The organism is Bacillus sp. SD075 (assembly GCF_017355165.1).
Classification (GTDB): domain Bacteria; phylum Bacillota; class Bacilli; order Bacillales; family DSM-1321; genus Peribacillus.
Map to the genome: position 1 here is coordinate 1 of NZ_JADILK010000009.1, position 20,581 is coordinate 20,581.

The 20,581-nt window shown below is 40.0% G+C and carries 21 protein-coding genes and 2 pseudogenes; 10 read left to right on the forward strand and 13 right to left on the reverse strand.

Annotation, left to right across the window (positions count from 1 at the left end; translation table 11 throughout):
• Positions 1-60: 60 nt before the first annotated feature.
• Positions 61-540: a C40 family peptidase gene (locus tag IOC57_RS09000; RefSeq protein ID WP_207438411.1), complete on the reverse strand. Its 480-nt coding sequence runs from the start codon at positions 538-540 to the stop codon at positions 61-63.
• 190 nt (positions 541-730) lie between these two features.
• The gene (locus IOC57_RS09005) at positions 731-859 is read right to left on the reverse strand and encodes a phage holin (RefSeq protein ID WP_207438412.1); all 129 of its coding nucleotides are present in this window, start codon (positions 857-859) and stop codon (positions 731-733) included.
• 98 nt (positions 860-957) lie between these two features.
• Here IOC57_RS09005 and IOC57_RS09010 point away from each other — a divergent pair, with 98 nt between their 5' ends.
• A complete protein-coding gene (locus IOC57_RS09010) occupies positions 958-1,167 on the forward strand; it encodes a hypothetical protein (RefSeq protein ID WP_207438413.1) in 210 nt (69 codons plus the stop codon).
• Positions 1,168-1,318: 151 nt separating this feature from the next.
• Here the strand turns inward: IOC57_RS09010 and IOC57_RS09015 are convergent, their stop codons facing one another.
• Both IOC57_RS09015 and IOC57_RS09020 read right to left on the reverse strand, forming a co-directional pair.
• Positions 1,319-2,497 carry an LL-diaminopimelate aminotransferase gene (locus IOC57_RS09015; protein ID WP_207438414.1) on the reverse strand — a complete coding sequence of 393 codons (1,179 nt, stop codon included), beginning with the start codon at positions 2,495-2,497 and terminating at the stop codon, positions 1,319-1,321.
• A gap of 62 nt (positions 2,498-2,559) precedes the next feature.
• On the reverse strand, positions 2,560-3,450 hold the full coding sequence (locus IOC57_RS09020; protein ID WP_207438415.1) for a TIGR01777 family oxidoreductase: 891 nt from the start codon (positions 3,448-3,450) through the stop codon (positions 2,560-2,562).
• 553 nt (positions 3,451-4,003) lie between these two features.
• Here IOC57_RS09020 and IOC57_RS09025 point away from each other — a divergent pair.
• A complete protein-coding gene (locus IOC57_RS09025) occupies positions 4,004-4,414 on the forward strand; it encodes a GNAT family N-acetyltransferase (protein ID WP_207438416.1) in 411 nt (136 codons plus the stop codon).
• A 73-nt stretch (positions 4,415-4,487) separates the two neighbouring features.
• Here the strand turns inward: IOC57_RS09025 and IOC57_RS25800 are convergent.
• Positions 4,488-4,665 (reverse strand): annotated as a pseudogene (locus IOC57_RS25800) (DinB family protein); the annotation flags it as partial.
• On the opposite strand from IOC57_RS25800, the pseudogene IOC57_RS09030 reads away from it, so the two are divergent.
• Positions 4,659-4,868, forward strand: a pseudogene (locus IOC57_RS09030) (DinB family protein); the annotation flags it as partial. The pseudogenes IOC57_RS25800 and IOC57_RS09030 overlap by 7 nt on opposite strands.
• An 80-nt stretch (positions 4,869-4,948) precedes the next feature.
• On the opposite strand, the gene IOC57_RS25805 reads toward IOC57_RS09030, so the two are convergent.
• The gene (locus IOC57_RS25805; RefSeq protein ID WP_286184659.1) at positions 4,949-5,071 is read right to left on the reverse strand and encodes a hypothetical protein; all 123 of its coding nucleotides are present in this window, start codon (positions 5,069-5,071) and stop codon (positions 4,949-4,951) included.
• Between the two features lie 159 nt (positions 5,072-5,230).
• Here IOC57_RS25805 and IOC57_RS09035 point away from each other — a divergent pair, with 159 nt between their 5' ends.
• The 4 genes from IOC57_RS09035 to IOC57_RS09050 all read left to right on the forward strand — a co-directional run bounded on the left by IOC57_RS09035 (position 5,231) and on the right by IOC57_RS09050 (position 8,655).
• A complete protein-coding gene (locus tag IOC57_RS09035) occupies positions 5,231-5,815 on the forward strand; it encodes a YjgB family protein (RefSeq protein WP_207438417.1) in 585 nt (194 codons plus the stop codon).
• 560 nt (positions 5,816-6,375) lie between these two features.
• Positions 6,376-7,200, forward strand: coding sequence for an amino acid ABC transporter substrate-binding protein (locus tag IOC57_RS09040; RefSeq protein ID WP_207438418.1), 825 nt, complete (start codon positions 6,376-6,378; stop codon positions 7,198-7,200).
• Positions 7,184-7,888 (forward strand): amino acid ABC transporter permease, encoded by a 705-nt coding sequence (locus IOC57_RS09045; RefSeq protein ID WP_207438419.1) that lies wholly within the window; start codon positions 7,184-7,186, stop codon positions 7,886-7,888. The genes IOC57_RS09040 and IOC57_RS09045 overlap by 17 nt, the downstream gene beginning before the upstream one ends.
• A gap of 29 nt (positions 7,889-7,917) precedes the next feature.
• Positions 7,918-8,655 carry an amino acid ABC transporter ATP-binding protein gene (locus IOC57_RS09050; protein ID WP_207438420.1) on the forward strand — a complete coding sequence of 246 codons (738 nt, stop codon included), beginning with the start codon at positions 7,918-7,920 and terminating at the stop codon, positions 8,653-8,655.
• A gap of 74 nt (positions 8,656-8,729) precedes the next feature.
• On the opposite strand, the gene IOC57_RS09055 is transcribed toward IOC57_RS09050, so the two are convergent.
• The gene (locus tag IOC57_RS09055; RefSeq protein ID WP_207438421.1) at positions 8,730-9,905 is read right to left on the reverse strand and encodes an MFS transporter; all 1,176 of its coding nucleotides are present in this window, start codon (positions 9,903-9,905) and stop codon (positions 8,730-8,732) included.
• Positions 9,906-10,265: 360 nt separating this feature from the next.
• On the opposite strand from IOC57_RS09055, the gene IOC57_RS09060 reads away from it, so the two are divergent.
• Positions 10,266-10,973: a response regulator transcription factor gene (locus IOC57_RS09060; RefSeq protein ID WP_207438422.1), complete on the forward strand. Its 708-nt coding sequence runs from the start codon at positions 10,266-10,268 to the stop codon at positions 10,971-10,973.
• A complete protein-coding gene (locus IOC57_RS09065) occupies positions 10,970-12,370 on the forward strand; it encodes a sensor histidine kinase (RefSeq protein ID WP_207438423.1) in 1,401 nt (466 codons plus the stop codon). Before IOC57_RS09060 ends, IOC57_RS09065 begins: the two co-directional genes overlap by 4 nt.
• A gap of 58 nt (positions 12,371-12,428) precedes the next feature.
• On the opposite strand, the gene IOC57_RS09070 is transcribed toward IOC57_RS09065, so the two are convergent.
• The 5 genes from IOC57_RS09070 to IOC57_RS09090 all read right to left on the reverse strand — a co-directional run bounded on the left by IOC57_RS09070 (position 12,429) and on the right by IOC57_RS09090 (position 17,166).
• Positions 12,429-12,791 carry a YxeA family protein gene (locus IOC57_RS09070; RefSeq protein WP_286184661.1) on the reverse strand — a complete coding sequence of 121 codons (363 nt, stop codon included), beginning with the start codon at positions 12,789-12,791 and terminating at the stop codon, positions 12,429-12,431.
• Positions 12,788-14,707, reverse strand: a complete 1,920-nt coding sequence (locus IOC57_RS09075) for an ABC transporter permease (RefSeq protein WP_207438425.1) — start codon at positions 14,705-14,707, stop codon at positions 12,788-12,790. Before IOC57_RS09075 ends, IOC57_RS09070 begins: the two co-directional genes overlap by 4 nt.
• On the reverse strand, positions 14,694-15,461 hold the full coding sequence (locus IOC57_RS09080; RefSeq protein WP_207438426.1) for an ABC transporter ATP-binding protein: 768 nt from the start codon (positions 15,459-15,461) through the stop codon (positions 14,694-14,696). The genes IOC57_RS09075 and IOC57_RS09080 overlap by 14 nt, the downstream gene beginning before the upstream one ends.
• Before the next feature lie 139 nt (positions 15,462-15,600).
• Entirely contained in the window at positions 15,601-15,891 is a 291-nt protein-coding gene (locus IOC57_RS09085; protein WP_207438427.1) for a DUF3817 domain-containing protein, read from the reverse strand.
• A 210-nt stretch (positions 15,892-16,101) separates the two neighbouring features.
• The gene (locus IOC57_RS09090) at positions 16,102-17,166 is read right to left on the reverse strand and encodes a C45 family autoproteolytic acyltransferase/hydrolase (protein ID WP_207438428.1); all 1,065 of its coding nucleotides are present in this window, start codon (positions 17,164-17,166) and stop codon (positions 16,102-16,104) included.
• A gap of 1,021 nt (positions 17,167-18,187) precedes the next feature.
• Here IOC57_RS09090 and IOC57_RS09095 point away from each other — a divergent pair.
• Positions 18,188-19,579 carry a hypothetical protein gene (locus IOC57_RS09095; RefSeq protein ID WP_207438429.1) on the forward strand — a complete coding sequence of 464 codons (1,392 nt, stop codon included), beginning with the start codon at positions 18,188-18,190 and terminating at the stop codon, positions 19,577-19,579.
• 251 nt (positions 19,580-19,830) lie between these two features.
• Here the strand turns inward: IOC57_RS09095 and IOC57_RS09100 are convergent, their stop codons facing one another.
• Entirely contained in the window at positions 19,831-20,562 is a 732-nt protein-coding gene (locus tag IOC57_RS09100) for a thioesterase II family protein (RefSeq protein ID WP_207438430.1), read from the reverse strand.
• Between the last annotated feature and the right edge of the window lie 19 nt (positions 20,563-20,581).

Below are 20,581 nucleotides of genomic sequence, written 5' to 3' on the forward strand. Positions count from 1 at the left end.
AGAGCATCGGTTTTTCGATGCTCTTTTTTGGCTGGACTTTTTCATATGAACATCAGATTGCTACTTAATGACTCGTTTTGCCCCTATATATTTTTCTTTCCAATACTTATCACTCATTTTGACCATCTGGACCCCTTTGGTGGTGGTCCCGACAAATGTACCATTTCCATAATAGATTCCCACAAAAGAGACCTGCCCTTTCTTACCTGTCGCATAGAAGACCAAATCTCCCGCTTTTAAATCTTTCTGGTTCACGGCCTTTCCGGTTTTATACTGTTCCGCACTCGTTCTTGGAATCTTCATTTCTGTGGCGGCATTTTTATATACATACTGGGTAAGACCGCTAGCATCGAATCCTTTTGGTGTCGTCCCCCCATATTTATATTTGCTTCCCACCTGCTTCTTTGCCAAAGCGGCAACTTCATCACCATAATTAATAGAGGCTGAAGCATTAGCCGGACTGATTATGAATGCCGTGAATAATGCTCCGATTAAAACTATGGCTGCAAGCCATTTTGAAACTGGTAAACTATAACTCATCTTTTTTCCTCCTCAAACTGAAAATGACCACAATTTTAAATGTATGTTGCAATGCGATTTTCAGACCAAAAATCATTTTTCAATTCGGCCATCATCTCTGACAAAAAACAAATAACCAGATAACACCGTTTTGTAACTAGTACGGTGTTATCTGGTATTCTACTCTTCAATAGAGAAAGAATAGTGCCTATTACTTAGGATCCTTGTATTGTCGAGCATTTTCACTGTCACGTAGACCATTAAAGGTATGATCGACCACACCGCCGACCCCAAATAATGTAAGCGCCATGAAGTTGATGATGCCTAAAGCCCCGTTCATTGCATCATCAGTAATGGTAAAGCCTATGGGCGTAATGAAAATTGATTAGGAATGAAGGCAACCATCTGCGCCAATAATAGAAGCCAGGAAGGAGCACAGTGAATATAAACGTAGGATTTTCAAGACGCATTTTCCAGTTGATCATCGCTTATCCCCTTCTCTATCAAATTAAATCCGCTTCTTTGAATATGGTTACGGACTTTCTATATATTATGCGGCTTGTCCTTTTTAAAAGCACATCCGAGGATGGACCTTCTCTTAAACTTCAAAATAGTTTTTTTAAACCACTAGAGGGCGCCTCACTTTAACAAGTGAGTACCAACTCCCTCAAGGTGCCAGTTGATTCCAATAAGCTTCTTGCCTCTATAGGTCACCATAAAAGCGGGAGAAACAAAGAAAAGAACGTTCGATCCGTGATCGAGCGTTCTTATAACCTGGATATATTGGATACTGGATTTTTCACACTTCAATTTTCCCCTCGAAAAACAATCGGATCCGTTCAGCAGCTTCTGTCAATCTCTTAGCCGGCTGGACCAAGGCCAACCGAACATACCCTTCACCCTGCTTCCCAAAAGCATCGCCTGGGACGACCGTGACCCCTGCTTTTTCAATCAATGCATAGGCAAAATCCCGTGATTTCCAGCCAGCAGGAATTCGGGCCCAAATAAACATGGTAGCTGAGGTTTTCGACACATGCCATCCCCCTTCCGCAAGACCTGATATCAAGGCATCTCGTCGGGACTGGTATTCCTTAACCTGTTCGGATAGCAGCGAAAGATTGGAAGTAAGCGCCATCTCCGCAGCTTTTTGGATGGGATAAAAAACCCCATAATCGATGTGTGATTTCAACGTTCCAAGGATGTTCAGCGCCTCTCGATTGCCCACCGCATACCCAATGCGGCAGCCGGCCATATTAAAAGTTTTGGAAAGTGAGTTAAATTCAATCCCCACTTCCTTGGCACCAGGAATGGACATAAAACTAATTTGCGGATGATCATCAAAAATCAACTCGGAATAAGCAAAATCGTGAACCACCATGATCTCGTTCTTTTTCGCAAATGATATGACTTCCGAAAAGAAAGCTTCATCAGCAAGGGCAGTGACAGGATTTCCTGGATAACTGATGATCATCATTTTAGTCTTTTCCACTATTTCATCCGGAATTCCGTTGAGCTGCGGCAGGAATCCATTATCGGAAGTAAGTGGCATTGGATATATGATTCCGCCGGCAAGCTCTACACTTGCTTCATAAATTGGATATCCCGGATCTGGCACCAGCACAAAATCTCCAGGATTTATCATCGCCGTTGCCAAGTGTGCAAGGCCATCCTGCGATCCCATCAGTTGGAGGACTTCCCTTTCCGCATCCAGCTCCACTCCATAACGCTTCCGATAAAAATAACGGACTGCCTCATTGAATTCAGGCGTACCTTTTAACGTATACCCGTAGGAATTGGGATCCTGCGCATACTTCACTAGCGTATCCATGACAAAATCAGGCGGTGGTAAATCCGGACTTCCTACACTCAAATCGATAACATCCATTCCTCGTTTCATTGCATCCTGCTTGCGAGTCGCCAACTCTGAAAATATCCCTATTGTGAATCTTCCGACTTTTTCTGATGGAGTCATATTCATTCTACGATTCCCCTCCATTAATGATTTTCTATCTATCATTATAGCAATCAATCACAAGCATTTTATGAGTTCATAAGTATTTGTTCCAGAGCCTCATCAAGATGATGGAATTTAAATGCATATCCCGCATTTTCCAATCTCTCAGGTATGACCCACCGGCTTTTTAATATCAATTCCGTTTCGGTCCCCATAAAGAAAGCCCCCATTTCAAGCATGGGTGTTGGACAGGGAAGCCCTATCCTAATATTCATAAGCTTTCTCAAATGAGCCATCAATTCACGATTTGTAACGGGATGCGGCGATGAACAATTGAACACCCCGCTCAGCTCTTGATTCTTTCTCAGAAAAAGGACAATGTTAAATAAATCTTCTATATGTATCCAACTGAATTTCTGATTTCCTGACCCTTGATGGCCTCCCAGTCCGAATTTAACCAAATTTCTATATGGGGTCATCACGCCCCCATCCCCCAATACAATGGCGATCCGTAAAGCAATTTGTCTCGTCTTGGGTAATCGGAAATCGAAAAATGATCGCTCCCATGCTTTCGCAACATCAACGGAAAAGCCTGAACCGATTACACCACCCTCCTCCGTCATTGGTCTATCTTGAGCATGCCTGTATATCGTTGCCGTACTTGAGTTTATCCATAATGAAGGAGGGTTTTCACATTGTTCGATCGCCTCACCTAGCACTTCAGTCGTATCAGTTCTTGAATCCAATATTTCTTTCTTATTCTTGGAATTGTAACGGCAATTGACCGTTTTTCCTGCTAGGTTGATTAACATATCCGAATTATCGATTGTTTCCCTTATTCCTTCTTTATCTTCCCAGCCAATATGCGGGGTTTGCCTGGAGATGATCCTAACCTCATATCCCAAATTACTGAAATGCTTTTCAAAGTATTGACCGACAAAACCGGTCCCGCCAGCTAAAACCACTTTTTTCAGCATATAACCAACCCACTTTCCTTTATATAGATCACATGATGATCCGTTGATCCCTTTTTGTGAACCACTTCACAATTATACCATATTATTACATTTATTGGTATCACGAATACATATCATACGCATCAACAATTGGTGAACTTGTCCAAGCAAAAAGGAAGATTAAACATAAATTAGTAATGTGAAAATTTATAAAGCAAAGGAATGATTACAGTGCCAAACAAAAGACTAAGAAGAGCTGATAGTTCCAGCAATGGCAATTCCGGAAGTGGAAATAACAGCCTTAGGTCAGCCTTGAGAAGAATCTTAAATAATTTGTTGAAAAAGAATAAAGGTTCATCGATCAAGGAACCTACTTCAATCAAGAAATTTAAAAGGGATTAATAGATTGCTTTTTTAAGATTGAGATGGAATCCCTTTGGAAATATTCCAAGGGGATTCCATCTTAATCGAACATAATTACATTATTTTAGGATTTTTGTTTTTTTCAAACGCACTAGCTATATATTTCTGGTGAATAGCTGTTATATCTAATAGAGATAAAGGAGAAATTATGATGTATGTTCGTGAATGGCATCCTAAAAAAGATATCAAGAAACTAACGGATATTACGGTAAGTAATTTTCTGGTTTCGTCTAAAAAAGTGAATGAAATTTTGCAAAAATCACATAAGGTACTTGTAATTTGTAATGATAAAGGTAAAGTAGTGGGGTTTCTTTGTTATAATCTTTACTTATATAAAGTGGCTCATATTAATTATGTCGTACTTGACAAAAAATATAGAGAAAAAGGAATTCTGCAATCCCTTTTACCAGAATTAGTAGCTTATGTGAAAGAAAAAGGGATTCTTATAGTGTCTGGATTTGTTAACAAAAATAACCCTGAAGCATTACAAAAGTTTAAAGACCTTGGGTTTAAACCGGTTCTAATTTATCATGATGACATTCTAATTCAATCACTCGTTTAAAAAGGCCCTCCCGTCACCTATTACCGCAAACAAGAAGATAGATTAAGAATTACCCTTCCCTAGCTCTTTCCATGGCCGAGTTTAATTCCGCTTCAACAGAGATAAGCGGCTGTTTTTTCAAATGGTGATTCATAAACGGGTAAACTACCTTGATTTTTAATAGATAGATGATAATAATGTTCACTATCAAGGTCATGCCTAACCATTTCTAAACAGCTCAATGCCTTGTCATCTGGTTTCCAATGAACCTTACAGGAGTGACTTTTTGGAAACGATCCTATCCTTCAGCGCAAACGACTTATCCAATAATAAAATTGATGGTTCCAATATGGGATATATCAGGGATTTAGGAGACATGTTGCTAAGAATCGCTTATCATGAGTCTGTACATACTGGTCAATTATTGGACAACTTAAGAACTGCTGGAGTTCCTAGAATCAGTGTTTGGGATTAACTACATCATTTTCAAAGTGTTTCAACATCGTGAATCAGCCTTTTTATGGTCTTATACGGCATGGAATTACTCGTATTGATCTATAACCGTGGCAGCTCCGCCCCAATCAAATCTATAATCTTTGTCATAAATTCTCTAATGTGGAAGTCACGCAGTCCAATCATTTTCCCATGATGAAAGGCCATGAAATGCCCCTGATCCATAAACCTGGAACTCCCGGGAGCGGTTTTCAAATAGTTTATCTTTAGTAGACACCCCAACCATACTCCCTAATGCACCACCATAATCAATCCAATTGATCATCAAGAAAATGTTTCATGTAAGTAAATTGTGGAAAAGTAATGATATAGGAGGGATAAGAAATGTTGTCTAAAAAACCAGCGGCCAGAATGGTCAGCGCCATTATTTTAACCGGTTCTCTTTTAGGGGCAGGTGCACCGTTTTTAACAGAGCCGGTTGAAGCTGCATCCACATTGGATTCCGCTTCTGGAATAGCTAAGGAACACGCTCTTACCACCTTATCTGAAATCTACAACAAAGCTTTTTCAGGAGAAATGCCTTATACTGCCACGGGTTTGAAAATTAATGAAAACACCCAAAAAGAAGTATTTGAGACATTTGGTTCTCCCCCTGAACCAGGTAAAACGGATGAAACTTTTGACTATTACCATGCAGAAATGGGGCATCCAGGATTTGCATTTGCCTATAACGATGACAAGACCATCTCACAAATCCGGTATTTTGGGACAAATGTAGAACGGGACCATAATCTGGGAAGCATCACACCTAAAGTTTTAGGGAATCAACTCGGCAGTGCTGACGAAATACGCCATATTTCCAGTACGAATGAAATCAACTACATTTACAAGACAGGGAATTATGAACTGCAATTCATTGTCGGTGAAGATCAAACTGTAGATCATATCAATCTACTCGAAGTTAAATGAACGGCAACATAGCCGCCGCAGGTTGTAGAGAAAGAAAATTTTCGCTACAACCTTTTTTGTTTCAAGTCCCTTCCCTTCTCTCCCTTTCAACTTTCAAACTGCTGTCAGCCCCAAAATATATAATGGAAGCAAACCGGTCATTTCATTTACATAAACCATACTCACCCAAACGGGATTCTTAATATTTTTACAATAAAAATAGCTTGCTCAACATTATTTCAATATATGGAGGGGATCGGTAAGATGATGAATAAGTTCAGGGCTTTCACAGATGGGATCATTAAGAATCTAAGGGACAATACTCCCTTTATCCACGTAGCAACCGCGACCAGAAGACCCTGAAAAAGGATCGCCATGCTTAGATGCTTTTTTTAGGTTCCTTCCTCGGCTAACGCTTCACCTTTGTTTTAGTATTATTTCACTTCAATGCGTAAAAATCCGTATAATTCACCAAGTTTCATTAACACTAACATATAAGTTATTTTCATTGACTTTTTTCCTTTACTTGTATAGTATCACAGAGTATCAATCCCTATCAGATTACTAGGAGGTTTACCCAAATGAAAAAAATGGTTGCACTTTTGTCGCTATTGTTAGCTTTCACGGTTTTACTTACCGCTTGTGGTACCAATACAAAAAATGAGGCAAACGAGACCGACAATAAATCTTCTTCACAGGAAAGTCTATATGATAAAGTCAAAAAAGACGGCGTATTAACTGTTGGAACAGAAGGTACATACCCTCCTTTCACATTCCACGATGACTCAGATAAACTAACGGGGTTTGATGTTGAAATTGCTAAAGAAGTGGCAAAACGCCTTGGAGTGAAAGTTGAATTCAAGGAAACACAATGGGACGGCATGTTTGCAGGATTGGATGCAAAACGTTTTGATATGATCGCAAACCAAGTGGGCATTGATGAAGAGCGTCAAAAGAAATATGATTTCTCTGACCCCTATATTCAATCAGGAGCCGTATTACTTGTACACAAAGATAATTCGGATATTAAATCCTTCGATGATTTGAAAGGCAAGACCTCTGCACAATCTTTAACGAGTAACTACAATGATCTAGCCAAATCACATGGTGCTGAAGTTACCGGTATTGAAGGATTTTCTCAATCTGTACAGCTAATTGGCTCTAAACGTGTAGATGCGACGATCAATGACAAATTGTCGTACCTTGATTATAAAAAGCAACATCCGGATGCACCTATCAAAGTCGCTGATGAGGAAGAAAGCGGAGCCGCCAGTGGTTTAATGTTCAGAAAAGACAGCGGCAAATTAGTGGAAGAAGTAAACAAAGCATTAAAAGAAATGAAAGACGACGGCACGTACGCAAAAATCTCTGATAAATGGTTCGGTGAAGATGTTTCTCCTAAGTAATATTATCACCGACCCCGAGCGTATGGACCAGCTTGTTTCAATCGCTCGGACCTCCCTCTATCCGATGATAGAGGGAGCTATTCAATATACGATTCCACTAACGCTAATTTCATTTGTTCTCGGCCTTATTCTCGCTGTACTCACAGCATTGGCTAGATTATCTTCCATTAGGATTTTTCAAATAATTGCGCGAGTATATGTGTCGATCATCCGCGGGACACCTTTACTTGTGCAATTATTTATCATTTTCTATGGACTTCCAAATTTAGGTGTAACCATAAGTCCTTTTATATCGGCTATAATCGGATTCTCGTTAAGTGTTGGAGCATACGCTTCGGAAATTATTAGAGCGGCCATTTTATCCATACCTAAAGGGCAATGGGAAGCGGGCTATTCAATCGGGATGTCATATACCCAAGCTTTAAAACGGATCGTCTTGCCGCAAGCAGCGCGTGTATCCGTTCCCCCATTATCCAACACGTTCATTAGCCTTTTAAAGGATACATCGCTTGCATCACTCATTCTTGTAACGGAATTATTCCGTAAAGCTCAAGAGATCGCTGCAAAAAACTATGAATTTCTACTACTTTACATGGAAGCGGCTGCTTTATATTGGATTTTGTGTACCATTTTATCTTTCATACAAGGAAGTTTAGAAGACAGACTTAATCGTTATGTAGCAAAATAAGAACCGCAGCAGTTAAAGGAGATTTTAAAATGATCAACATTAAGAATCTTCATAAATCGTTTGGTGACCTTGAAGTTTTAAAGGGCATCGATTTGGAAGTCGAGCAAGGTAAAGTCATTGTATTGATCGGTCCTTCGGGTTCAGGCAAAACAACCTTTCTTCGGTGTTTGAATCTCCTTGAGGTGCCAACGGACGGGACGATTGAAATCGATGAAACGGTAATGGACTTCAAAAAAACCGTTAGAAAAAAATCGATTACATCTTTTCGCAGTTTGACAGGGATGGTTTTCCAAAGCTATAACCTCTTCCCCCACAAAACAGCATTGGAAAATGTAATGGAAGGCCCCATCATTGTAAAAAACATAGCCAAACATCAAGCGAAAGAAACGGCTGCTGCCCTGCTTACAAAAGTGGGCTTAGGTGAAAAAATCGATTTTTACCCGTTTCAATTGTCCGGCGGACAGCAGCAACGAGTCGGTATTGCGAGGGCCCTGGCCATGGAGCCTAAGGTCATGCTATTCGATGAACCGACTTCCGCTTTAGATCCAGAACTCGTTGGAGATGTGTTACAGGTCATGAAAGACCTGGCGAAAGAAGAAGGCATGACAATGATCGTGGTAACCCATGAAATGCGTTTCGCCCGTGAAGTCGCCGATGAAGTCATTTTCATGGATGAAGGAAAAATAATGGAGCGGGGAAAACCCGAGCAGATTTTTACAAACCCTAAAGAAGTGCGTACACGTAAATTCCTCAATATGATTCAATAAAAAACGGTGCTATTCAAGCACCGCTCGCAGCCCCTCATTTTTTTTGAAATGGGGGGTTTTTGCCCATCATTAAATTAATGAGATGCTTGGACCTGTTTAGTCTGTGTCCGTGCATGGTATAACTGAAAAAGAATCAAAGCAAAAACGGACAGGATCGCGCCTGATATGAATGGTAAACCAATCGAAATCGAAAATAACCAGCCGCCTATTGGAGGACCTGCAATCCTGCCGAACGAGTCGAAGGAAGATAGCAATCCAGTGACACTGCCATGGCCCGTCATGGCACTTTTCGTCAGCAGTGCCGAAATGGCTGGCCGGATGAACCCATTTCCCACTCCGAAAATCGTCAGGAAGAGCGCCGATGTCCAAAAGCCGGAAGAAAACAGGATCAGAATGAAACCAACTGCCGATACGATGATTCCCATTCGGATGACAGCGCCTTCCCCATATTTCTTTGTCATCCTACCCACTAATCCACCTTGAACGATCGCACTGCCAACCCCCATGATCATAAAGATATAGCCTAATTGGACAAGACTTATATCAGCCTTTTTTGCTGCAAAATAGGCAAAAGTCGTTTCGAGTCCTGCCATTGAAAGAGTGACGATCAATTGCAGGAAGAACATGGTTTTAAGAGGCCCCTTAAAGGCATTCCACATGGACTCTTTATTTTTTGACTGTTGGGCCCTCTTTTCAACTGTATGTGATTCCTTCAGTATCGCAATCACTAAGAATAATGTAATCAAAGAGGAAATTCCAGCAATGTAAAACGGTAGATTCAAACTTGATTTGGAGAATACCCCGCCAATCGCAGGTCCAAAGATGAATCCAAGCCCTGTAGCGGCCCCGATGATTCCCATCCCTTTTCCCCGATCTTCCGGCGTAGTGATATCAGCCACATACGCCATTGCGGTTGGCATGTTTGCCGATGACAAAACCCCGCCAATGATTCTGGCTACAAATAATACCCATAAGGAATCTGCCGAGGCCTGGATGAAAAACGAAAGGGCCAGTCCAGCAATCCCGATTATCATGACAGGCTTACGTCCTATCCGGTCGGATATACGTCCCCACATCGGGGCAAAAAATAATTGCATCAGTGAATAAACGGCCATTAAAAGACCAAGTTCGGTCGGACTGCCACCAACCTTTTCAGCAAGGAACGGAATGACGGGAATGATGATCCCAAATCCGACCATGACTAAAAACATCACTAAAAAAAGAACGGGTAACACCTTTTTTGTTTCCATTATATTTTTCTCCTTTTATTCTTCCACATTCGCTAAGATTCGGGGCAAAAGAACAGCAACGAATTCCTTAATCATATTACTTAGCATAATATTCCTAACAATACTTTAAACAGTTTATCATACAACCTTTACCAAATCAGCATGAAGCACGATCTTCTTTCGTAAACTCCCTTAACAAAATAATAACCAGGCATCAGAATTTTGATTCCTACAATAATTTTTCATGTAATGGCACTTTCCTTTTTCCACTCTGTTTCATGAAAATATTGGAATGAGTCCGTTAAAAATCTTTCCTCCCCTTATCTTTTCATAAGGGGTACTCTATACTGTAGGGTATGATTGATGTTTGGAGGAAGAAGAATGCCTAATGATCAGTGGATTTTAATTATTGACGATGAAGAAGATTTGGCACGTCTCATGGAGACAGTTTTACATAAAGAAGGTATCCCGAATATTGTTACAGCGGGGACGATTGCGGATGGGTGGACCAAGTTTCAGAAGTTTGATCCAGCACTAGTCCTGCTAGATATTATGCTGCCAGATGGTGAAGGTTATGATTTATGCAAGCAAATTCGTGAAGTGTCGAATGTACCCATTTTATTTTTGTCGGCAAAGGATGAGGAAATTGATAAGCTTTTAGGGTTGGCGATTGGCGGGGATGATTATATTACCAAACCATTCAGTCCGAAAGAAGTTGCATTTCGGGTAAAGGCGCAGCTGAGACGAGCGGGTTTTTCAGAGGGAAAAGCGGCTCCGAAAAAACTTCAAGTTGGTCCTTTTGAGCTTAGTGCAAATGGAAATGAAGTGAAAAAGGATGGCAAAACGCTTGAGCTCACAGCTAAAGAAATCGGGCTGATGAGCTGTTTTATGCACCACCCGAATCAGATCTTGAGCAAGGAAACTTTATTTGAACATGTGTGGGACGATGATTTCTTTGGCTCTGATAATACAGTGATGGTACATATTCGCCGTTTACGCGAAAAAATCGAGGCAGACCCTTCAAAGCCTTCTTTTTTAATAACCGTTAAAGGACTTGGTTATAAATTAACCAAGGGTGAAACTAAATGAAATGGAAATTGACACGGCGCTTTTTAGGATCCGTTGTGACAATTGTTGTAATCATAGGGATCGTAAATACAATTTTACTCTTATCTCTACTCTTTTATCGAGCCATGCATAATTTCGAGGCAGAAGAAGTATCTGCAGAAAACTTTAGCAGAACATTTTCACAATATGTGGAACTAATAGATAACAAACCAATCGTAAATGAAGAAGGGCTGGAAAAACTGCGGAACAATAACGCCTGGATACAATTTTTGAATGAAAAGGGTGAACAGGCTGCAGCCTTTTATACACCTCAAAAATTGCAGACCGTATATTCTCCTGTTGAAATCGTCCAAATGTATAAGTATAAGGAAATTGATGCAGAAACGACTGTTTTTGTCGGCGAAGCCCATAATTTCAGCTATTTTATAGGAGTTAAGGAACAGAAAATCGGCCGCTATATAATAACCTATGATTATGAAAAAGTTATTAAAAACTTAAAAATCTTACTAGTAATATTTTTAATCGTGGATATCATTATTGCATTAGTCATTGGTTTCTTATTTGGAAAAAAATTAACGAGTCCGCTGAATATACTAATAGAAGGAATTCAGCAGCTTCGGGAGCGGCGCTATAAAAAAATGAGCATACCAAAAGGCGTTTATGAAGATGTATTTCGCAATATGAATGAACTATCGGTGAAATTGGATCAGTATGAAAAAGAACGTGATCAACTCGACCAAATGCGTGAGGAATGGATCAGCAATGTCTCTCATGACATGAAGACACCACTTGCTTCCATCCATGGTTATACTGAATTTATGAAAGATAATTCCACTGAATTAACGGCACAGGAATTGTATGAGTTTACATCCATTATTAATAGACAGTCCGTTTATATGAAAGATTTATTGGATGACCTGAATTTAACGATGCGTTTGCGCAACCAACGACTTCCTTTGCAATTTGAAGATGTTGATATCGTTGGGTTTATAAGAGAAATGACGATCGAGCTTTTAAATGATTCACAATTTGGTGATCAACAGGTTGAGTTTGTGGCAAATGTGGACAAAGCAACACATAAAGTGGATAAAAAATTACTGAAACGGGCGATTTTCAACCTTATCTATAATGCACTCTTGCATAACGGGGAAAATGTCGTTGTAAAAATACAAATTGATGATATTCATCTACAATCAGAACAGCATACCCTAATTACGATTGCCGATAATGGCCGGGGTATTCCCGCCAAAGATTTAGAAAAGGTTTTTGAACGCTACTATCGAGGTACGAATACTGCCAGTACACATGGGACCGGTTTAGGAATGGCCATTGCAAGGGACATTATTCTGGCTCACAAAGGTAAACTTGATTTGACTAGCCTTGAAAATAAAGGAACCATAATTACGATACTTTTATAATCATTTTTCTTACAGGGAAAGGGCTGTCCATAACTTACAGACAGCCCTTCTTTCCTATTTATTTTGTTTGTGCCTTTTTTGGAATATCCTCAAATTCCACTTCATCATATGACGAAACTTCATCACCATTTTTCACGTACATCTTTAAGTAAGCATCTTTTCGTAGATTTTTTTGTGCCGTGAATTCAAGCGGTATCGTTTCACCAGCTGCATTTTTGGCGTCCAGTTCATAAGAATAGTAAGTCATCACTGAACCGTCATCCAGTTTGGTTTCATGTTGTATCCCATTTTCAGTAATTTGCAAATAATAATTATCGGCGTTCATGCGGTTAAAGTCTATTTTAGTAAGCGCCAAGACTCCTGCTGCCCCCAGTATAAACAAAATGCCAACTACCATAAGAAATTTCTTCAACTTGATCATCCTTCTATTTTATTATTTTGTGTGATAATACGATTATAGGAAGCTACCGTTAAGATATAATACAGTCCGTAAATAACCGTATAAGCGATCATCCAGATCAGCACAGGTTTTGCAAGATTCAACATCAAAAGGCCCGAGAAGGCTTTTAAAGCAACCGCACTGTGTAATAGCCCCGCTGCCAATGGAACGAAAAAGATTACAAACACTTGTGATCCAATGGATTTCCGCATTTCTTTTGCGTTAACGCCCAATTTATGAAGCATATTGTATTGGGATTGATCTTCCACTGCTTCCGTTAAAACTTTAAAGTAAATGATACTGCCTGTTGCCGCTAAAAAGACCAGACCAAGAAAGCTTCCAATAAAGAGTAATGAGCCTACACCTTCGATGCTTGTTTGGAAATCTTGAGGGGCACTAGAAAATAGCGCTTCTTCAGGCACTTGTCTTGCAATCTTTTCAGATAAATCCGTGGAAGCATGATCAACACCTATGACACGGTATTTTAGCGCTTTCCCTTCTTTTTGCAATGACTTATATTGATCATTCGATACGACCACTGCAATGCCTGCTGTTCCGGCATTTAATACTGTTTGTGTTTTAAAGCTTTGGAATGTGATTGCCGTGTTGTTTTCTGTCCTGATGGTCTTGTCCTTGTATTCAGGTGAGAATCTTTTGTCATATCCAATATCCAAAATCACTGTTTTGCCATTATTCACATGCAGTGCGTCCTTGCCTTGTACTTCAGCTAATTTGTTATAGGTTCTTTCATCGATGACCGTGTAAATCCTTTTATCCGAGCTATCGAATGCCGATCCCTGGTTTAATTCTTTCGTATTAAATGTGACAGATAACGCTTCGACATTTTCATCATACTTTGTATCTGGCAATACAGCGCTCACTTGTTGATCGCTTATTACATTGGTTTGCTGATACATGAAGGTATTCGGATCAACGGTCATAACTTGATCATTCGCGTTGTAATAAAGGCCATAAACCGAACCGCCAGCTGTTACCGTTGTAGCACTTAACACCGCAATAACGGTCAATGTACGTGCATTACCCCGTATGCGATATAGCAATTGCGAGATCGTCATCAGGTGCAAGCCTTTCCATAGCCATTTTTCATTTTTCTTAATAACCGCTAACACAAAGCCTGTCACGCTATGAAACAATAAATACGTACCGGCAATGACCGTTGTCAAAATGATGAGTGCCGTCATTAGAAATCCTACTTTTTCCCACACTTTAGAAATGAAAAGATCTTGCATCGCCAACCAATAACCCATGACAATCAGGAAAATTCCAAGAAAGGCTACAATCACCGATGGCTTCTGAGCCTCTTCCCCCTTTTTCGATGCATGGAAGAGATCAATTAGTTTAAATTGATAAATTAAACGATAGCCTTGGAATGATGTCACCAAGAAAATAAGAAGAAATACGATAGATGTGTTCAAAACTGCAGATCCCGAAAACGTAAATGGTGCTATGACATCATAGCCCATTAAATAAATCAAAATCGTCATGAATCCTTTTGAGCATAGAACTCCAAGAAAAATCCCCACAATCAATGAGACCATACCTAACAATAGGTTTTCAAAGAAGAGCATCAGGCCAATCTGACGATTACGTACGCCAAGCAATGCATATAATGCCACTTCTTTTTTACGTTTTTTCATAAAGAATGAATTGGAATAGGCAATAAAAATCGCAACGAAGAAAATCAGGATGACTGCCGCACCACTCATCAATGAATCTAACTTTTGTGATGAAGCCGTTTGTTCTGAAACTGTATCGCTATATTTTAATGTAACAAATGTGAAGTAGATGATAATGCTAAATACCATGGATGCGATATATAAAAAATATTGGGATAGGTTTCGAGCGATATTTTTTCTCGCTAGACTAAATAACGTCATCTACCTCACCTCCAATTGTTGCAAGGACGTCCATAATTTCTTGGAAGAAAGCTTTACGTGTTTGGCCACGACGATAAATTTCAGTTGAAAGTGTACCATCCTTGATGAAAATGATCCGCCTACAGAAGCTTGCCGCATATGCATCATGTGTCACCAACATGATCGTGGAATTATTGCTTTCATTTAGTTCACTTAAGCTTTCCAGCAGACCTGTTGCTGATTTTGAATCAAGTGCACCCGTTGGCTCATCAGCCAGGATCAATGCAGGCTCTGTCACAAGCGCTCTGGCTGCAGCTGTTCTTTGCTTTTGCCCACCGGAGATTTGGTACGGATATTTAGCTAATAAATCTTCAATCCCAAATGCTTTAGCAATACGATTCACCAAGTTAGTAATTTCTTTCGCTGGAATTTTCGCAATCGCCAGTGGTAATATAATATTTTCCTTAACAGTCAATGAGTCTAGCAAATTGTAATCCTGGAAGATGAACCCAAGATTATCACGTCTGAAATCCGTTAAGTCAGCCCCTTTCATATCGTGAATGCTCGTATCATTCATATATATTTCCCCTTCAGTCGGCGAATCAATGGTAGCTAACATATTGAGCAACGTCGATTTCCCGGCTCCAGAAGGTCCCATGATCCCTACAAACTCTCCTTCATGAATGTCAAAAGATATATTTTCCAATGCTGTGTAGGCAGCACTTGATGTACCATAAGTTTTTTTTATATTTTCCACTTTTAATAATGGTTCCATTTGTTTCACCTCTTCAGTATTGTTGATACTTATACTTTACATGCTCATTCTTACAGCATCTTTGTGCCAACCTTACAGCAAGCTTAAATCCATAAAAAAACGCCTTCCATTTATATAGAAGACGTTAAAGTATAAGAATTTAACTTTGCTTCAGAAGCCTGCGGTCGATAATAAAATTACCAAATGGAATGAATGAAACGATGAAAATCATCGCCATTTTTAAAAAGGACCATTTTGATATGATGCTCACATATAGTAATAAAAGCCCAAACACGACAAACAATAAACCATGGATGCTGCCTAAAATGAGTGTTGCTTCCCCAATATCCAATATGTACTTAATGGGCATCCCAATGGCAAGCAATAGAACATACGAGATTCCCTCAATTATTGTAATAAACCGAAACCAACCAATAGCTGTCGAAAACATTTGCACATCCCCTTATTCATTGTACAAGGACGGCACACAAATATACTTCCAGATTCTCGTCCTCCATCCAAAATATGTTACACCATCATATTATATTACCTGCAGAAAGCCTAATAAATATTACCGAGTTTTCCCCAAAATAGAACAATAAAAGCCCAATCCAAGGATTGGGCCCTTAACAAAGTAAGTTGTAATTTTACTTAAAGATGTTCAATTCCGAAACCAATTCGCTCCCTCATCCATATGCACGAATGGAATATCCGTATCAATTACACCTTTGATTCGTTCTAGCTTAACATCTTCCCCTTCGAGCCATTTCGCAAAATCTATTGAAGTCGGCTCCTGGTTCCCACCTAATGCAATCCAAGCTTTCATCTCCTTAGGTAAGTAAGCAGATGTATGAATCGTTCCCGCCCAGCTGCTATATAAATCCGAGAAGACTCCTTGATTGGTGTCATTAAACAACCTATAAGCTTCGTAGGCGGATGAAAGTCTCCCTTCATGATCTTGAATAACCTCCAATCGGCGTTTCGAATCGATAAGATGGTTGCGATTTTCATTTTTCATGATTTCAAAGTGATTGGTACAGGCATTTGACGCGCGCACCTCTACATTTCTCGGAGAGGTTTCCACAATATAAGTACTTCCGTTTTTATCATAGACGACGTAAGAGAAAGAATGGCGATGCGGGATTTCCATCAACATCGCGACCGCTTCCTGAACGTTCGCACAAGATTCAACAATCAGTCTGCCAATCATGCAACAAATGAAACCATCACCAGGGTTCTTGCGATTCATGAAGTTATAGCCTATCACCAACCCCTTTTCGTTCATTCCATCCATCCGGCCAGTCCCTCGCTGACTCGGGCCGATGCTTGAATATCCTTGATCGGTTGGCTGGAATAAGACATAGCGTCCTTCATAGGTCTTCGGGTGGTAATCATAATTGCGAATGAGATAATCATTGCCTGTCATGATGGAACAGCCCGACCGGACATAATCCAATCGGTATCCACCGAACTCTTGCAACACGCGGTCAATTGGCCATTTCAGCGCTTCTTGCAATCCCAGTAATTCTTCCCAAACCCCAGGGGCGAATCGTGTAATCGCTGTCTTGACCTCTTCTTCTTCAACCGTAAACCGCGGCTGCCTGATCTTCCACTGATCTTCACGATTTTTTACCGTTAGTGAATCTTTTAACTCCTCCCCTTGCATGTATCCAAACTCATAATGTGTACCCCGAAATTGTATGACATCACTATATATTTGCTTCACGGCTTATCCCTCATTTATAGTAGTTGCTATCAAATTAAGGATACTTGAAGTATTGTTGAAAATAAAGAAGATAAGCCTTATATTTTTCCATGTAATTAGTTCAGATTTTAGAAGACCCAGATAGGGCTGCTGGAATTACGGCATTCAATTTCAGAATAATGATATAACGGTGTTAGTTAAGACGGTTTGTCTAGAATTTGATTTACCTTTAAAAATGAAAATAGCCACTTTCAACTAAGAGAAGGACCTTTTCTATAAGAATTTCATGTGAAATTAGTTTTATTAGGTTTCAATTATTCTGTAATGAATTTCAATGATTCCTCATTGTATTTCTTTATATCAACTACATCAAAGCCAACAAATTCTTGATTATCATTGTCCGCGAAACAAAAGTCCATTCCTTTAAAGCTAAACTTACTTTTTATATCTTTTTCCGATAAGCGGAATGAAAATCCCTCTCCATTTTACTTATATATTTTCCTGCGTCCAGCTATCTATTTTGGTAATTCCGATCACTACAACTTCAAAATATAGATTTCATCCATTATTCTAAGGATTTGAACACTTTTGGGCATATTCTATTTTCCACTATTATTTTTTCTTAGACGAAGGTTTCAAGTTGATACTGTACTTAAATTAGAATTTCACATCGATTACTGATCAATTTATCCTGAATCATTTTTAATACAATATTTGAATTAGAGCAATCGATTTGATCTAATTTATAATCTGGAGACGATTTACTAGAAATGAATCAATGTCTCCTTATTACCATAATCTAATCTATTTTTGCCGCGGGCAACTATCGCACCCATGCTATCCCCAAAGACAGCCACTTATTGCCGTATACCATAAACAATATGCAATAGATCAACCAAGCTATCAGGGTGCCGCTTCTTGGGTTCAAAATTTCAACATAAGGGGGGAAATTGAATCCAAACCTTTAAATTTATGAAACAACTCACCACCCCGTACCTCCCTCATAATCTGTAACTAGGCACATTTTTGAGGGGGACGGATCATGGAGATGGAATTAACGGCACTCCATTGGATTTATGTTGTATTTATTGCATTGATAATCGGGTTTATGGTAAGACGTCGTGATACTACCCTCATCTGCATAATTGGTATTTTCCTTTTGGCTTTAGTGGCTACAGGCAGTTTAGCATCCTCCATTAGCGGGATATTCAACAGCTTCATTTTCGCAATCACGGAATTAATGTCCACGATATTAATCATTTCAATCATCGTTGCCATGAGCACGGTTTTAACGAAGTCAGGCATTAATGATGTCATGATTGCACCGTTTGCGAAATTCATTAAGAATCCTACACTTGCCTTTTGGGTGATCGGGATCATCATGATGATGATATCCTGGTTTTTCTGGCCATCACCTGCCGTTGCCTTACTGGGGGCTGTTCTGCTCCCCGTTGCCTTACGGGCTGGTTTACCTGCCCTTGGCGTGGCGATGGCGATGAACCTTTTTGGTCACGGAATTGCATTATCAGGGGATTTCATCATTCAAGCTGCACCTAAACTCACGGCGGATGCCGCTTCCATACCAGTCGGTGATGTCATTGCTGCGAGCATCCCCCTTGTCATTACAATGGGAGTCGTCACCACCCTCTCTGCCTTTATCCTTTTAAAGCGCGATATGAAGCTTGGAAGAATCAAGGCGGCGGATAATGTGGGAATCGTCCAAGATCAGACAATCAGTGAAGATCTGCTTACACTGGCACAAAAGAAGTTTTTTGCCGTTTTCATCCCGATCGCCTTTATGTTGGATGTTATGGCATTGTCGATTTTGAAGCTGCAAGGTGGGGATGCAACAGCATTGGTTGGCGGTACAGCCGTTTTTATTTTGCTGATTTTATCCCTTGTCGCTCATAAGCAACAAGGACTTGAAAAATCAACGGCTTATTTGATTCAAGGTTTTCAATTTGGCTTCAAAGTATTCGGACCCGTCATTCCAATCGCGGCATTCTTCTATTTAGGTGATTCTGGATTCAATCAGATCATCGGTGACTACTTACCAAAAACGTCACTCGGCATCGTCAATGACCTCGGTGCCTCCTTAGCGGCTTCCGTTCCATTAACGAAAGAAATAGCTGCCGTCACATTAACGGGCATCGGTGCCATAACTGGCTTGGATGGATCGGGCTTTTCAGGCATTTCTTTAGCGGGATCTGTCGCCAAACTTTTTGGCACGGCCATCGGAAGCGGAACCGCCACCTTGACCGCACTCGGGCAAATAACTGCGATTTGGGTTGGCGGAGGTACCCTGATTCCCTGGGCACTGATCCCAGCCGCTGCAATATGTAACGTCAGTCCCTTTGAACTTGCGCGCCGGAACCTGCTGCCGGTATCCATTGGTTTGGCAGTCACTACGATAGTGGCGATGTTTCTCATTTAATAGTTCTGCGCCGAAAAGTGTGGACTCTAAAACACGGAACGGCATCTCAATTTCCATATAAAAAGGACTGAATAAAAAATCAGTCCTTTTTTCATTTCAGATAAAAACCGGGTTACATGCGCATCCAGAATCAAAGCGGAAAATGCCAAACTCACTTCACTTAAATTAAAGATTTGAGCATGTATAAAGCAGAAGATATTTTATTGGCGGGGCCATTCCCATTGTGGAAAAGCTCGTGGTTCTGCCATATCTTAAATCAGAACTTCACAACGACTATCGAGTACATACTCTTGTATGATTTTTAAAACGGTATCCTGATTTTGATTTATATAGAAATGATCTCCCTTTAATATATGCAATCCTTCAATATGTTCAATGTATTCATTCCAGCTTTCGATACTTTCCTTCGTCACGGTATCGTCCGATCCCAAAAGCAAAACGGCTTTATTTCTTACCTTTTTCTTGCGTTTTTTTTCCTGGTGATAGTTGGCTAATACATTCAGGTCCGACTGGATTATCGGCAGGAATATATTCATGAAATCTTCCGTTTCCAGGAGTTCCTTGTTCGTTCCCCCGATTTTTTCAAGCGATTGTTTTAAATGTTCTGTATTAGAGCAATCGATTTGATCTACTTTATAATCTGGAGACGATTTACTTGAAATGAATAAATGCTCTACTTCATTGCCATATCTCTCCTCTAATTTCGCCGCAATTTCATAGGCTACGATCGCACCCATGCTATGCCCAAACAATGAGATGTTTTCCAATGAATTCATTTGATGTTTCGTTTCCATTTCTTCTATTAATAGATCCGCCAAATCCGCCATATGGTCAAACAATGGTTCACTATATTTACTGCCATGTCCAGGGTATTCCAGTGGGACTACCTTGATCATATCATCATCAAATTTCCATTCTCTATAAAAGGATGCACTTCCCCCAGCATAAGGGAAACAAAAAAGTGTTTTCTTCAGTCCCTTCATCCCCCTTCTCCCCTATCAA

Coding starts and splice junctions, on each gene's coding strand:
- IOC57_RS09000 (WP_207438411.1), bottom strand. CDS start 540: ATGAGTTATAGTTTACCAGTTTCAAAATGGCTTGCAGCCATAGTTTTA.
- IOC57_RS09005 (WP_207438412.1), bottom strand. CDS start 859: ATGAACGGGGCTTTAGGCATCATCAACTTCATGGCGCTTACATTATTT.
- IOC57_RS09015 (WP_207438414.1), bottom strand. CDS start 2,497: ATGAATATGACTCCATCAGAAAAAGTCGGAAGATTCACAATAGGGATA.
- IOC57_RS09020 (WP_207438415.1), bottom strand. CDS start 3,450: ATGCTGAAAAAAGTGGTTTTAGCTGGCGGGACCGGTTTTGTCGGTCAA.
- IOC57_RS09025 (WP_207438416.1), top strand. CDS start 4,004: ATGTATGTTCGTGAATGGCATCCTAAAAAAGATATCAAGAAACTAACG.
- IOC57_RS25805 (WP_286184659.1), bottom strand. CDS start 5,071: ATGGATCAGGGGCATTTCATGGCCTTTCATCATGGGAAAATGATTGGA.
- IOC57_RS09035 (WP_207438417.1), top strand. CDS start 5,231: ATGTTGTCTAAAAAACCAGCGGCCAGAATGGTCAGCGCCATTATTTTA.
- IOC57_RS09040 (WP_207438418.1), top strand. CDS start 6,376: ATGAAAAAAATGGTTGCACTTTTGTCGCTATTGTTAGCTTTCACGGTT.
- IOC57_RS09045 (WP_207438419.1), top strand. CDS start 7,184: ATGTTTCTCCTAAGTAATATTATCACCGACCCCGAGCGTATGGACCAG.
- IOC57_RS09050 (WP_207438420.1), top strand. CDS start 7,918: ATGATCAACATTAAGAATCTTCATAAATCGTTTGGTGACCTTGAAGTT.
- IOC57_RS09055 (WP_207438421.1), bottom strand. CDS start 9,905: ATGGAAACAAAAAAGGTGTTACCCGTTCTTTTTTTAGTGATGTTTTTA.
- IOC57_RS09060 (WP_207438422.1), top strand. CDS start 10,266: ATGCCTAATGATCAGTGGATTTTAATTATTGACGATGAAGAAGATTTG.
- IOC57_RS09065 (WP_207438423.1), top strand. CDS start 10,970: ATGAAATGGAAATTGACACGGCGCTTTTTAGGATCCGTTGTGACAATT.
- IOC57_RS09070 (WP_286184661.1), bottom strand. CDS start 12,791: ATGATCAAGTTGAAGAAATTTCTTATGGTAGTTGGCATTTTGTTTATA.
- IOC57_RS09075 (WP_207438425.1), bottom strand. CDS start 14,707: ATGACGTTATTTAGTCTAGCGAGAAAAAATATCGCTCGAAACCTATCC.
- IOC57_RS09080 (WP_207438426.1), bottom strand. CDS start 15,461: ATGGAACCATTATTAAAAGTGGAAAATATAAAAAAAACTTATGGTACA.
- IOC57_RS09085 (WP_207438427.1), bottom strand. CDS start 15,891: ATGTTTTCGACAGCTATTGGTTGGTTTCGGTTTATTACAATAATTGAG.
- IOC57_RS09095 (WP_207438429.1), top strand. CDS start 18,188: ATGGAGATGGAATTAACGGCACTCCATTGGATTTATGTTGTATTTATT.
- IOC57_RS09100 (WP_207438430.1), bottom strand. CDS start 20,562: ATGAAGGGACTGAAGAAAACACTTTTTTGTTTCCCTTATGCTGGGGGA.